The 12,548-nt window shown below is 75.2% G+C and carries 10 protein-coding genes; 5 read left to right on the forward strand and 5 right to left on the reverse strand.

What is annotated here, in order from left to right:
- Positions 1 to 72: 72 nt before the first annotated feature.
- Entirely contained in the window at positions 73 to 552 is a 480-nt protein-coding gene (locus ACIBBA_RS14580; protein WP_396697289.1) for a DUF1992 domain-containing protein, read from the reverse strand.
- Positions 553 to 618: 66 nt separating this feature from the next.
- A complete protein-coding gene (locus ACIBBA_RS14585; RefSeq protein ID WP_396697481.1) occupies positions 619 to 1,296 on the reverse strand; it encodes a TetR/AcrR family transcriptional regulator in 678 nt (225 codons plus the stop codon).
- Positions 1,297 to 1,398: 102 nt separating this feature from the next.
- On the opposite strand from ACIBBA_RS14585, the gene ACIBBA_RS14590 reads away from it, so the two are divergent.
- The gene (locus tag ACIBBA_RS14590) at positions 1,399 to 2,826 is read left to right on the forward strand and encodes a DHA2 family efflux MFS transporter permease subunit (RefSeq protein ID WP_396697291.1); all 1,428 of its coding nucleotides are present in this window, start codon (positions 1,399 to 1,401) and stop codon (positions 2,824 to 2,826) included.
- Positions 2,827 to 3,009: 183 nt separating this feature from the next.
- Entirely contained in the window at positions 3,010 to 3,660 is a 651-nt protein-coding gene (locus tag ACIBBA_RS14595) for a LysE family translocator (protein WP_350874372.1), read from the forward strand.
- A gap of 28 nt (positions 3,661 to 3,688) precedes the next feature.
- Here ACIBBA_RS14595 and ACIBBA_RS14600 read toward each other — a convergent pair whose 3' ends face one another.
- Genes ACIBBA_RS14600 through ACIBBA_RS14610 form a run of 3 tightly spaced genes read right to left on the reverse strand, consistent with a single transcriptional unit; the run spans position 3,689 to position 6,543 of the window.
- Positions 3,689 to 4,513: an SDR family NAD(P)-dependent oxidoreductase gene (locus ACIBBA_RS14600; protein WP_396697293.1), complete on the reverse strand. Its 825-nt coding sequence runs from the start codon at positions 4,511 to 4,513 to the stop codon at positions 3,689 to 3,691.
- Complete coding sequence (locus tag ACIBBA_RS14605) at positions 4,510 to 5,832, reverse strand: flavin-containing monooxygenase (protein ID WP_396697295.1); 1,323 nt, start codon at positions 5,830 to 5,832, stop codon at positions 4,510 to 4,512. Before ACIBBA_RS14605 ends, ACIBBA_RS14600 begins: the two co-directional genes overlap by 4 nt.
- A gap of 60 nt (positions 5,833 to 5,892) precedes the next feature.
- The gene (locus ACIBBA_RS14610) at positions 5,893 to 6,543 is read right to left on the reverse strand and encodes a TetR/AcrR family transcriptional regulator (RefSeq protein WP_396697297.1); all 651 of its coding nucleotides are present in this window, start codon (positions 6,541 to 6,543) and stop codon (positions 5,893 to 5,895) included.
- Between the two features lie 72 nt (positions 6,544 to 6,615).
- On the opposite strand from ACIBBA_RS14610, the gene ACIBBA_RS14615 reads away from it, so the two are divergent.
- From ACIBBA_RS14615 to ACIBBA_RS14625, 3 genes are all read left to right on the forward strand, one after another.
- On the forward strand, positions 6,616 to 7,965 hold the full coding sequence (locus ACIBBA_RS14615; RefSeq protein ID WP_396697299.1) for an MFS transporter: 1,350 nt from the start codon (positions 6,616 to 6,618) through the stop codon (positions 7,963 to 7,965).
- Between the two features lie 102 nt (positions 7,966 to 8,067).
- Positions 8,068 to 9,240: a hypothetical protein gene (locus ACIBBA_RS14620; RefSeq protein WP_396697301.1), complete on the forward strand. Its 1,173-nt coding sequence runs from the start codon at positions 8,068 to 8,070 to the stop codon at positions 9,238 to 9,240.
- Positions 9,241 to 9,393: 153 nt separating this feature from the next.
- A complete protein-coding gene (locus ACIBBA_RS14625; protein ID WP_396697303.1) occupies positions 9,394 to 12,546 on the forward strand; it encodes an amino acid adenylation domain-containing protein in 3,153 nt (1,050 codons plus the stop codon).
- The last annotated feature ends 2 nt before the right edge of the window (positions 12,547 to 12,548 follow it).

Here is a 12,548-nt window from a genome sequence, read left to right on the forward strand (position 1 = left end):
GCGGGTCGCTGCTGCTGCCCCGCCTCGACCTGCCGCCTGCGAGTTGTGGCGGCCGGAGTGCGCGCTGCGGGCTCAGGCCGCGGTGCGGCGACGCCAGGGCAGCCAGGCCCGGCGGGGCGTACTCGCCGAGCCGGTGGCCGGCGGGGGCGTCGGTCGCGCCGCGGCGGCCTGGCGCTCGTCGCGCCAGCGGCGGACCACCTCGTCGACGTTGACCGGCCGCACCACCACCTTGGGGCCGGTCGGCATCCGCAGCCACGCCATGACCTCGGCGTTCAGCACGGCGCAGAAGGCCCGCACGGCCTGCTCGGTGGGCAGGTCGCGCACGTCGTGCGGCACCCGCTCGATCTTGCGACGCAGCTGCAGCGGGGTCGGGAGCAACAGCTCGCTGGGCAGCTTCTCCCGCTCCATGAAGCTCTTGATCCACCACGACTCGTCGTAGGGCTGGTTCCGGCCGGGGATCGGCTTGCCCGCGCCGGGCAGGTTGTCGAACTCGCCGCGCTCCTGGGCGGAGCGGATCTGCGCCTCCACCGTGGCTTCCCACATGTTCGTCATCCGGCGGCACCTCCCTGACACACGGTAACGCGATCGGCCTCGCGGCCGTTCCCGCATCCGGGCCGCTCAGACGACGGCCGTCGGGCTGATCCCGCGCATCGCCGCGACCGCGAGATCGAGCCCGACCCGGTAGTAGTGCGCCGGGTCGGTGCAGTAGGCCAGGGTGTCGGCGGCGGCGACGACGTTCGGGTAGCGGCGGGCGGGAAGCCCGGAGATGGTGGCCCGGCGGGCGGAGATGGCCTCCTCGGGGCTCTCCTGATCGGGTTGCGGGTCCACCCGCGGCTCGGCGGTGACCAGCGCCACCAGCGCGCAGATGCTCTGCCGGCCGACCTCGGCCGCCTGCGGCACGTCGAATCCGCCCTCGCGCAGCAGCGCGAGGCAGCGCTCCGCCAGGGCGAGACCCGGGGTCGAGGTGAGGATCCGGGGCAGGGTGAGTCGGGCCACGCTCGGGTGCGGGCGCAGGGCGTCGAGGAAGGCCGCCAGCACCGAGCGCATCTGCTCGTGCCAGGGGCGCTCGTCCGGCTCGGGGAGGACGACGTCCGCGAGCAGCCGGTCGGCGAGCGCGTTGAGCAGGTCGTCCTTGTCGGTGAAGTGCCGGTAGAGCGCCATCGGGGTGACCTGGTGCTCCTGGGCGAGGCGGCGGATGGTGACCGCGTCGAGCCCCTCCGCGTCCGCGACGGCGAGGGCGCTGGTCACGATCTTCTCCGGGTCGAGGCCCCGGGGCGCCCTTGTGTTCTGCCTCATGCTCGCCACCCGGCCAGTGTACTACGTACACATCTAGGTATACGTTGTAGATGTACGGCGTAGATCATTTCCGTGTACCGGCTAACCATCCCGAGGTAGGTAATGCGACGCAGCCCCTGGGCCACCCTGCTCGTACTGGCACTCGCCCAGTTCGTCGTGGTGCTCGACGTGACGATCGTGAATGTCGCGCTCCCGGACATCCAGGCCGACCTGAACTTCTCCCCCGACAACCTGCAATGGGTGATCAGCGGCTACACGCTGCTCTTCGGCGGCTTCCTGCTGCTCGGCGGGCGGGCCGCCGACCTGCTCGGCCCACGACGGGTCTTCATCGCCGGGCTCGCCCTGTTCGGCGTGACATCGCTCGCCGCCGGCCTCGCCACCGACCCGGGCCTGCTCATCGCCGCCCGGGCCGTACAGGGCCTCGGCGGCGCGCTGCTCTCACCCGCGGCGCTCACGATCCTCACCGTCACCTTCGCCCACGGGCGGGAACGCAACATCGCGATGGGTGTCTGGGGTGGCCTCGCCGGGCTCGGCGGGACGCTGGGCGTGGTCGCCGGTGGCGTCCTCGTCGACTCGTTGAGCTGGCGCTGGGTCTTCTTCGTCAACGTGCCGATCGTGATCGCCCTGGTCGCCGTCGTGCCGGCCGTCGTACGCCGCATCGAGGCTCACCGTGACGGCGCCCGCACCTTCGATCTGGTCGGCGCCGTGCTGAGCACCGTCGGTCTGCTGCTCCTCGTCTTCGGCGTGGTACGCGCCGAGTCCAGCGGATGGGGCTCGTTGCAGGTGTCGGGCAGCCTGATCGGCGGGATCGTGCTGCTGGTCGCGTTCGCAGCGGTCGAGGCGCGCTCCCCGGCGCCGCTGGTACCCCTGCAGCTGTTCCGCTCGAGGGCGCTGAGCGTGTCCGGCGGCTCGCTCGCCCTCAACGGCGCCGCCTTCCTGTCGATGTTCTTCCTGACCGCGATCTACCTGCAGCAGGTGCGGGGCGACTCCGCGTTGGAGGCCGGCGTGCACTTCCTGCCGATGGGTGTCGCCGCGATCGTCGGCGCGATCGTCGCGAGCGCTCTGGTCTCCCGGATCGGCACCCGGACGATGCAGCTGGTCGGCACGGCCCTCAGCGTCGCCGGGCTGCTGTTCCTCTCCCAGGCCGGTGCCGACGGCGGCTACGCGAACGAGTTGCTGCCCGGGCTGCTGCTGTTCGGTTTCGGCATCATGTGGGTCGGCGTACCGGCCCAGATCGCCGCGGTCTCCGACGTCGTGCACCACCACGCCGGTGCCGCCTCGGGCGTGGTGAACGCCGTCTACCAGGTCGGCGGCGCGCTGGGGCTGGCGGTCGTGACCACCATGTCGGTCACCCGGGTCACCGACGCGGTCGCCGACGGAGCGTCGCAGCAGGCGGCCCTGGTCGAGGGCTTCCACCGAGGGCTGCTGGTCGCCGCCGCGTTCGCCCTCGCGAACCTGGTGGTGACGCTCGGCGCGCCGCAGCTACGACCGAGCGCCGACGAGGTCGCCGAGGCCTCCGTCGCGGCCTGACCGCGAGCTGTCGGCGCCCTCCGTAGCCCGCGCCGCTTCTCCGGTGGCGCGGGCTACGGACAGCCCTCCCGCGCTCGGTTGCCGTTCGCTTCCCGCAGGCCACGGAACCGTCGGTGGCTCTCGGTCGGGACCGACGCGACGCGTAGCGTCGGTTTCGGCGGTCGACGACGGGGGGTTCTGGCGATGGTCGGTACGGGTGCGCTGGTCGGCATGGTGCTGGTGGCGCTGGGTCTGGTGCTCACACCCGGCCCGAACATGGTCTACCTGGTGTCCCGCTCGGTGACCCAGGGCCGCCGGGCCGGGCTGATCTCGCTGCTCGGGGTGGCCGCCGGCTTCGGGGTCTACCTGACGGCCGCGGTCGCCGGGCTGGCCACCGTCTTCGTCCTGGTGCCGGCGCTGTACACGGCGGTGAAGCTGGCCGGCGCGGCGTACCTGCTCTGGCTGGCCTGGCGGACGCTGCGCCCAGGCGGGCAGTCACCCTTCAACCCGGCCCCGCTGCCACCGGACCGGCCTCGCCGGCTGTTCACCATGGGCCTGGTCACCAACCTGCTCAACCCGAAGATCGCGATCCTCTACGTGTCGCTGCTGCCGCAGTTCGTCGACCCGCAGCGCGGGCACGTCGCCGCGCAGAGCCTGCTGCTCGGCCTGACCCAGATCGCCGTGGCGCTGACCGTCAACGCGCTGATCGTGCTCAGCGCCGGCACGCTCGCCGGGTTCTTCGCCCGCCGCCCGCTCTGGTTGCGGGTGCAGCGCTGGGTGATGGGCACCGTGCTGGGCGCCCTGGCGGTGCGCATCGCCGCCGACCGGTCCCGCGCCGCGGTCGCCACGCCCTGAACTGGCACGCTGGGCCGCTGCCTGGCGGTCAGCCCGCGGCGTCGCGGTGGCGGCGGAGCATCCCGGCGGCCAGCGGCGCGGCGTCCAGGTCGCCGGCGGCGATCCGGGCGGCCACGGTACGGCGCACCAGCCGGTCGGCCAGCCCGGGGGCGTGCCGGGCGAGCGTCAACTCCAGTCGGCCCCTGGCGGTGGTGGGCACGTCCCGTGGCGCCCGGCGGGCGGTGGCGGCGCGCTGGATGGCCTTGACCACGCCCTGCACCGGCTCCGGCCGGGACACTCCCTGCAGCGACAGCCCGGCCCTGGCGGTGCTGTCGTGGATCGGCGACGACACCATGCTCGGGTAGACGACGCTCACCCCGACGTGGGTGCCGACCTCGTGGCGCAGCGCGTCGGCGTAGGCGACCAGGGCGCGCTTGCTGACCCCGTAGGCGGCGGCGAGCGGCAGCGGCAGCACCGCCATCCGGCTGGCCACGAAGATCACCCTTCCGCGTGTGGCGATCAGGTCGGGCAGCGCCGCGGCGGTGGTCCGCCAGCAGGCGAGCAGGTTCACCTCCAACTGGTGGCGCACCACCTCGTCGGGGGGCAGCTCGGCCGGGGCCGGACCGCCGACCCCGGCGTTGTTGATCAGCAGGTCCAGCCCGCCGAGCCGGTCGACGGCGTCCCGCACCGCCGGCGACACCGCGCCCGGGTCGGTCAGGTCGCAGCGCAGCACCGGGATGGCGCTGTCCGGTGTGGGGTGCAGGTCGAGCCCGACCACCCGGGCTCCGGCGGCGCTGAACGCGTCGCATAGGTGCCGGCCGAAGGTGCCGGCCGCCCCGGTGATCAGGACCCGCCGGCCGGCGAGCCGGGTCACGACCGGGCTCCGGAGCGGGCGCGCCGGGCGCCGGCGGTCAGCTCGCGGCCCAGCTCGGCCAGGTACGCGTCGAAATCGACCCGCATCGCCGGCCGGCGCTGCCCCCAGCGGGCGGTCGCGGCCCGCAACTCGGCACGGCAGGCGGCCCGTTGCGCCTGCGGGTCGGGCAGGGCGTACCGGCCGGCGAGGTGCGCGGCGACCAGCCGGGCCTGCGCCTCGACCAGGGGAAACGCCGCCCCGGTCGACTGCATCAGACCGACGAACGTCAGGCCTGGGGCATCGGGGTGGAACACGTGCCGGTACAGCGGCAGGGTGTCCGCCCCGCCGGCGAGCAGCGCCCGGTCGAGGAACGGGACGTCCACCCGGTAGCCGGTGCACCAGACGACCAGGTCGACCTCGTCGCTGCGGCCGTCGGTGAACTGCACCCGGTGGCCGTCGAAGCCGGCGATGCCCGGGCGCGCCTCGATGTCGCCGTGGGTCAGCCGGGACAGCAGCCCGTCGGAGAGCGTCGGGTGGTCCTGGAGGAAGCCGTGGACCGGCGCGGGCAGGCCGTAGCGGGTGGGAGCGCCGACGGTGGCGGTGAGCATCGCCTGGCTGATCCGTTGCCGCAGCCGCCACGGCAGCCGCCGGGCCAGCGCCCCGTTGAGGGTGTCCGACGGGCGCCCGAGCAGGTACTTCGGCACCACCCAGACCCCTCGGCGCAGGGAGAGCAGGGTGCGGGTGGCCGCGTACGAGGCGTCGACGGCGATGTCCATCGCCGAGTTGCCGCCGCCCACGACCAGCACCCGGCGACCGGCGAGCTGCTCCGGGCCGCGGTAGTCGTGGCTGTGCAACTGGGTGGCGGCGCAGGTGCCGGGGTAGGCGGGGTCGGGTGGCTTGGGCACCCGGTTGTGGCCGTTGGCGACCACCACCGCGTCGACGGTGACGCTGACCGGCCCGTCCGGTCCGCTGGCGTGCACCGTCCAGGTGCCGTCGGGATGGTGGACGACCCGCTCGACGGTGTGCCGCAGCCGGACGGCGTCGAGCAGCCCGAAGCGCTCCGCGTAGCCGGTGAGGTAGCCGGCGATGCGGGTGTGGTCGGGGTAGTCCGGCCAGTCGTCGGGCATCGGGTGGTCGGCGAACTGGGTGCGCCCCCGGCTGGTGTTCAGGTGCAGGGTCCGGTACGCGGGCGAGCCGGGCGAGCCGTACACCCAGAGGCCGCCGACCTGGTCGGTGGCCTCGAAGCAGACGGCGTGCACGCCGGCGTCGGCGAGGGCCTTGAGGGTGGCCAGTCCGGCCGCCCCGGCGCCGATCACCGCCGTTGTCGGCTGCGCGCCCATCCGCGTCTCCCCCCGGCTAATCCAACGTCTGATGGATAATTGTCGGGCCGGGTCCGTCCGTCAAGGGCCGGCGGGGCCGTACATCCGGTCGAGGAAGTGGTGCACGAAGGCCCGGAACTCGCGCCGCTCGCGGGCCGCCGACGAGCCCGCCGCCTGGATGGCCACCACGTGACCGTGCACCGCCCAGACCAGGCTGCGCACGGTGATGTGCGGGGTCGACTCGACCAGCGCGCCCGCGGACGCGGCGGTGGTGAGCAGCTGCGCCACGAGCTGGTACAGCGGGGTGGCGTACCGCTCGTCGAGGTCGGCGTGCCGGTGCGGCTCCAGCCAGCGGCGCAGCCACAGCGCGGTGGTCTCCGGCCGCTCCTCCAGGAAGTCGACGAAGGTGTCGACGAGATTGTGCAGCGCCCGGCGCGCCGCCTCCGGGCCGGCGGCCAGCGCCGATCGGGCGCGTTCCGCCGCGGCCTCGAGCACCTCCCGTTCCGCGGCGAAGACCCACGCGAAGCAGGCGTCGTAGAGCTGCGCCTTCGTACCCATGTGGTGCGAGACCGTGGCGACGTCGACGTCGGCGGCCGCCGCGACCTCCCGCAGCCCGACGGCGTCGAAGCCCCGTTCGGCGAAGAGCGCGGTGGCCACCGTGAGCACCACCTCGCGGGTCGGTCGCGTCTCGTCGCGCCGGGGTCGGCCCGGGCGGCGTCGGGGCATGGTCATGGCCGCCATTCTGCCCCTACAATCCATCAACTGTTGGATTGGCGGGCGGGCGTGCCCGGACGGGAGACGGCGATGACCGGGCTCGACCAGCAGCCGACCACCGTGGACGCGACCACCCTGCCCCGCGGACCACTGGTCGGTTTCGCCGCCGGTTCGCTCGGCATGGGTGTCTGGGTGACCGTCCCCGGCCTGCTGCTGCTCTACTTCCTCACCGACGTGCTGGCGGTGGCGCCGTGGCTGGCCGGTCTGGCCCTGCTGGTGCCGAAGGTCGCCGACGTGCTGCTGCATCCCTGGGTCGGGCACCGTTGCGACGTCGAACAGGCCCACCGCGGCGACCGGCGACGGTTGTTGCTGCTCGGCTGCGCCCTGCCGCTCGCCTTCGCCGCGCTCTTCGCGGTGCCCGGCGATTTCACCGGCGCCCCCGCAGCCGCCTGGGTGGCCGTCGTCTTCGTCGCCGGCAACCTGCTCTTCGCCGCCTACCAGGTCCCCTACCTGGCCACCCCCGCCGACCTGCGGATCGGCTACCACGAACGCACCCGGCTGATGGCGTTCCGGATGGTGGTGCTCACCCTGGGCATTTTGCTCTCCGGGCTGCTCGCCCCCCTGCTCACCGGCGGCGACGCCGCGACCCGGGGCGGCTACCAACGGATGGGCCTGCTGCTCGCGGTCGGGATGCTGGCCACCATGCTGGTCGGAGTCGTCGGCATCGGCCGGCTGCGCCGGGTCGCGGCGGCGACGGCGCCGGCGCACGCAGGCGGATGGCGGGCCCTGCGGGTGGCGCTGCGCGACCGGCAGTTCCGCTGGCTGGTCGCCGCCTACCTGGCCATGTCCACCACCACCCACCTGGTCCTCGCCGCGGTCCCCTACTACGCCGAGTACGAGCTGGGCCGTCCCGGCCTGACCACGGTGCTGGTCGGGGCGTTCGTCGCGCCGGCGTTGCTGGTCACCCCGGGGTGGCTGGCGGTGGCCCGTCGGGTCGGCAAGCAGCGCGCGCTACTGGCCGCGCAGGGCGCGTTCGCGGTCGGCTCGCTGGTGCTCGCGCTGGGCCGCCCGGCCGGCCTGCCGGTGCTGGTGGCCGCGGTGGCGGTGCTCGGTGTCGCGTTCGCCGGCATGCAGCTGCTGCCGTTCTCGATGGTGCCGGACGTGATCCGCGCCGCCGGCACCGTCGGCGCGGGCACCTACACCGGGGTCTGGACGGCCACTGAGGCCACCGGCGCGGCGCTCGGCCCGTACGCCTACGCCCTGTGCCTGGCCGGCGGCGGTTTCGTCGCCTCCGCGGCCGGCGAGACGGTCGTCCAGCCGGACTCGGCGCTGGCCGCCGTGCGCTACGGCTTCGGTCTGCTGCCGGCCGTGGTGATGCTCGCCGCGCTGCTGCTGCAACGCAGGTACACCCTGGACCGGGCCGCCCGCGCCGGGAACTGAGCCTCGCGTCCCCGGGTGCCCGAGCGTCGACCCCGCGCGGCCCTGATCGCCCGGCGGCCGCCGCGAGATGGCCGGCCCGCGCGCCACTAGACTTCAGCCTCGATGGACGCCCAGCCCACCCCTACCGACACCCGCCCCTGCGCCCACTGTGGACGGCCGGTGCCACAGCGCGTCGGCGCGGGCCGGCCGTTCCGCTACTGCCGGGACAACGACGGCGACTGCCAGCGCGCCTCCCGCAACAGCCGGCTGCGCCACCGTAACGCCCCCGGCCTGCCCGGGCAGGTGGCCCGCACCTGGGAGGCGGTGGACCGGCTCGACCAGATCGTGGCGTCGCTGTCCGAGGCGCTGCACGCCGAACTCTCCCCGGCCGGGGTGGAGCGGCAGCTCGCCGAGGCCCGCGCCGCGGCCGCCACCACCGTGGCCGCCGCCCAGGCCGAGCGCGACGAGGCCCGCCACGACGCCGAGGACGCCGAGGCGGCCGCGGCGCAGGCCCGGGAAGCGGCCCGCGTCGCGCTCGCCGAGGCCGACGAGGCCCGCACGGCGGCCGACCGCGCGCGCGAACAGGCCGACCGCGACGCCGAGCGCGCGCGGCGGGCCGAAGCGGCCCGCGACGAGGCGCGGCAGACGGCCAGCGCCGCCGAGGCGCTGCGGGTGCAGGCCGAGCGGGACCGCGACGCGGCCCGGCAGGAGCTGCGGACCGTGCGCACCGAGCGCGACGCCGAGCGACGCCGGGTAGGCGACCTCGCCGCCGAACGCGACAGCGCCCGCGCCGACGCCGAACGGGCCACCCGCGCCGCCGCCGAAGCCGCCGCACGCGCCGAGCGGTGGCAGGGCGAGGTCGAGGACGTCCGCCGGCAGATTGAACAGGCACGTACCGACACCGCCCGGGCCCGCGCCGGCGCGGCCGACGCCGTGCGGGCCCGCGAGCAGGCCGACCGGGCCCGGGACCGGGCCGACGCCGACGCCCGCGCGGCCGACGCGGCGCGGCAGGAGGCGCACGCGGCGGCCGGCCAGCTCCGGGCCGAGCTGGCCACCGCCGCCGCGCAACGCGACGCGCTCGCCGGCGAACTGGCCGCCGCCCGGCAGGCCGCGGCGACCACCGAGAACCGGCTCGCCGAGCTGACCGTACGGCTGGGCGCCGCCGAATCCGACCGGGACCTCGCCCAGCAGCGGGTCGCCCAGCTCGCGGGCCAGGTCAGCGACCTCGCCGCGGCGCTGGCCCGGCTGGGTACCGGCCCCGCTGCGGGCGCCGGGGCCGACGTTCCGGTGGGCTGAGCAACCAGCTGCGTCCATGCCTGGTCACCCTCCGTTCATCAACCGTCCATTCAGATATTTACTGGTGGCGATTATCGGGAGGGCACCGCCGGCAACCTCCCCTAGCATCGGCCTTGACCGATACGGCTTCAACGTGTTCACGGGGGGACGCACGTGCCGGCCAGGCCGAACGAGTACGTCTTCGCTGCCTCTTTCGCCCAGGAATGGATCTGGCTGGCCAGCCAGATCGGGACCGACGCTTCGGCGTACAACCTTCGCGCACCCGTCCTGCTGCCGGCCGGCACCGACGCCGAGGTGCTGCGCGCCGCGCTCACCGAGCTGACCCGCCGGCACGAGCCGCTGCGCACCGCGCTGCGACCCGGCGAGGGCGGGCTCACCCAGGTGGTCCGCGCCGAGGTGCCGATCCACGTCGAGGAGAGCGACCTTCGCGGGCTCCCCGAGGCGGCCCGCGCCGCCCGGCTGGCCGAGCTCACCGCCGCCGACCTGGCCGCGCCGTTCCCGCTGGACGACGCGCCGCTGTGGCGGGCCCGGCTGGTGCACCGCCCGGAGCGCCCCGCGCTGCTCTTCACCGCGCACCACACGATCTTCGACGGCAGCTCGACGCCCATCCTCATCGCCGAGATCGAGGAGCTGTGCCGGGCGACGCTGCAGCGGCGTTCGCCGCGCCTGCCCGCCCTCGACATCCAGTACGCGGACTGGGCGGTCTGGCAGCGCGAGCAGGCCGACAGCGCCGCCGCGACGGCCGAGCTGGCGTACTGGCGGCAACGGCTCACCGACGTGCCGCCGGTGCACGGGCTGCTGCCGGACCGGCCGCGCACCGCCTCGGCCGCCCGGCCCGGCGCGGAGGTCACCTTCCCGGTGCCCGCCGGGCTGCGCGACGCGGTGGCCGAGGTCGGTGGCGGGCACGGCGCGAGCAGCGCCATGGTGCTGCTCGCCGGCTACGCCGCGCTGCTGCACCGGCTCACCGGTGACACCGTGCTGCTCGTCGGGCTGCCGGTGGCCGGGCGGAACCGCCCGGAACTCACCCCGATGATCGGCATGTTCGTGAACACCCTGGTGCTCCGGATCGACGTCGGCGGCGACCCGAGCTTCGGCGCGCTGCTCGGCCGGGTCCGGGAGACCATGCTCGCCGCCTGGGAACACCAGGATGTGCCGCTCCCCCGCCTCGTCGAGGTGCTCAACCCGCCCCGGCTGCCCGGGGTGCAGCCGTTCTACCAGCTCGGCTTCAACTACCTCGGCGACGTGGGGCTGAGCACCAGCAACGGGGTGGCCCGCGAGGAGCTGCTGCTGGAGGTCGGCGACTCCACCGGCCGGCTCGAATACCGCAGCGACCTCTTCGACGCCAGCACCGCCGAGCGGATCGTCGAGCGCTACCTGACCCTGCTGCGCGCCGGGCTGGCCGAGCCGCAGCGGCCCCTGTCGGCGCTGCCGCTGCTGCCCGAGGCCGAGCGGGAGCTGCTCGTCACCGGCTGGGCCGCCGGTCCGCCCGCCGCGCCGGCCGACCGCACCGTGGTCGACCTGATCCGCGCCCACGCCGCCGCCACCGCAGACGCGGTCGCGATCCGCGACGCGGGCCGGTCGCTGACCTACCGGCAGCTCGACGAGCGCTCCGCCCGGCTGGCCGCCCGGCTACGGGCCGCCGGCGCCGGGCCGGAACGTCTCGTCGGGGTGGCGCTGCCGCGCGGCGCCGACGTGGTGGTCGCGATGCTCGCGGTGCTGCGCGCCGGCGCCGCGTACGTGCCACTGGACCCGGGATATCCGCCGCGGCGGCTCGCCGAGCTGATGGCCGACACCGCCGCCGAGGTGGTGCTGACCTCCGCCGCGGTGGCCGACACGCTGCCCGCCGGGGCGTACCGGGTGCTGCGGGTGGACGACCCCGACGCCGGCCCGGCCCCCGGCGACCGCGAGCCGACCCCGGTGCCCCCGGCCGGCCTGGCCTACGTGCTGCACACCTCCGGCTCCACCGGCCGGCCCAAGGGCGCGATGATCGAACACCGCTCCCTCGCCGCGCACGCCACCTGGTTCGTCGAGCGGCACGGCATCACTTCCGCCGACCGGCTGCTGGTCCTCGCCTCGCCCAGCTTCGACCTGTTCGGCCAGGAGGTCTACCCGGCGCTGGTCGCCGGCGCCACCCTGGTGATCGCCCCACCGGCGGGCGCGCTCGACCCGGACGCGGTGCTCGACACCGTCCGGGCCGAACGGGTCACCCTGCTCTCCTGCGTGCCGACGGTGCTGCGGCACCTGGTCGCCCACCCCGGCCTCGCCGCCGCCGACGAGCTGCGGCAGGTCGTCTGCATCGGCGAGCAGCTCGACGGCGACGTCGCCGCCGGCCTCGCCGCGATCCACCAGGTGCCGTTGCACAACCTCTACGGGCCCACCGAGACGACCATCGCCGTTTCCGCGTACACCGTGTCGCCCGACGCCGCCCGGCCCGGCCCGGTGCCGATCGGCGTGCCGATGCCCGGCGCCCAGCTGTACGTCCTCGACGAGCGCGGCGACCCGGCGCCGGTCGGCGTGCCCGGCCACCTGCACGTCGGCGGCGGCCCGGTCGGCCGCGGCTACCTGCGCCGCCCCGCGGAGACCGCCGCGGCGTTCGTGCCCGACCCGTTCGGGCCGCCCGGCGCCCGGCTCTACCGCACCGGCGACCGCTGCCGGTGGCGCGCCGACGGAGCGCTGGAGTTCCTCGAACGCCTCGACCGGCAGGTGAAGGTCAACGGCGCCCGGGTGGAACTCGGCGAGATCGAGACCGCGCTGCGCGCCCAGCCCGGCGTCCGGCAGGCCGCGGTGGCGGTACGCCCCGACGGGCACGGCGGGCAGCGGCTGGTCGGCTACCTCACCGGCCACGTCGACGCGGCGGCGCTGCGGGCCGCGCTGCGCGACGTGCTGCCGCCGCACCTGGTGCCGACCGCCTTCGTCGCGCTCGACGCGCTGCCGCTGATGCCCAGCGGCAAGCTCGACGTCGCGGCGCTGCCCGAGCCGACCGACGCCGGGGACGCGCCGGCGTCGTTCACCGCCCCGCGCACCGGGGCGGAGGAGCTGGTCGCGGCGGCCTGGACGGAGGTGCTCGGGGTCGACCGGATCGACGTGCACGACAACTTCTTCGACCAGGGTGGGCACTCGCTGCTGGCCAGCCGTGCCGTCACCCGACTCGGCGTCCTGCTGGACCTGGACGTGCCGATCCACCTGCTGTTCGCCAACCCGACGGTCGCCGAACTGGCCGTCGAGGTGGAGCGGCTGCTGATCGCCCGGCTCGACGAGCTCTCCGAGGACGAGGCCGCCGCGCTCCTCGCCACGCTGGAAAGGTAGAC

This window comes from Micromonospora sp. NPDC051006 (assembly GCF_044456245.1).
Lineage (GTDB): Bacteria > Actinomycetota > Actinomycetes > Mycobacteriales > Micromonosporaceae > Micromonospora.

Bases quoted from the DNA above. Each gene is read 5' to 3' on its own strand.
- ACIBBA_RS14580 (WP_396697289.1), bottom strand. From the start codon at position 552: ATGACGAACATGTGGGAAGCCACGGTGGAGGCGCAGATCCGCTCCGCC.
- ACIBBA_RS14585 (WP_396697481.1), bottom strand. From the start codon at position 1,296: ATGAGGCAGAACACAAGGGCGCCCCGGGGCCTCGACCCGGAGAAGATC.
- ACIBBA_RS14590 (WP_396697291.1), top strand. From the start codon at position 1,399: ATGCGACGCAGCCCCTGGGCCACCCTGCTCGTACTGGCACTCGCCCAG.
- ACIBBA_RS14595 (WP_350874372.1), top strand. From the start codon at position 3,010: ATGGTCGGTACGGGTGCGCTGGTCGGCATGGTGCTGGTGGCGCTGGGT.
- ACIBBA_RS14605 (WP_396697295.1), bottom strand. From the start codon at position 5,832: ATGGGCGCGCAGCCGACAACGGCGGTGATCGGCGCCGGGGCGGCCGGA.
- ACIBBA_RS14610 (WP_396697297.1), bottom strand. From the start codon at position 6,543: ATGACCATGCCCCGACGCCGCCCGGGCCGACCCCGGCGCGACGAGACG.
- ACIBBA_RS14615 (WP_396697299.1), top strand. From the start codon at position 6,616: ATGACCGGGCTCGACCAGCAGCCGACCACCGTGGACGCGACCACCCTG.
- ACIBBA_RS14620 (WP_396697301.1), top strand. From the start codon at position 8,068: ATGGACGCCCAGCCCACCCCTACCGACACCCGCCCCTGCGCCCACTGT.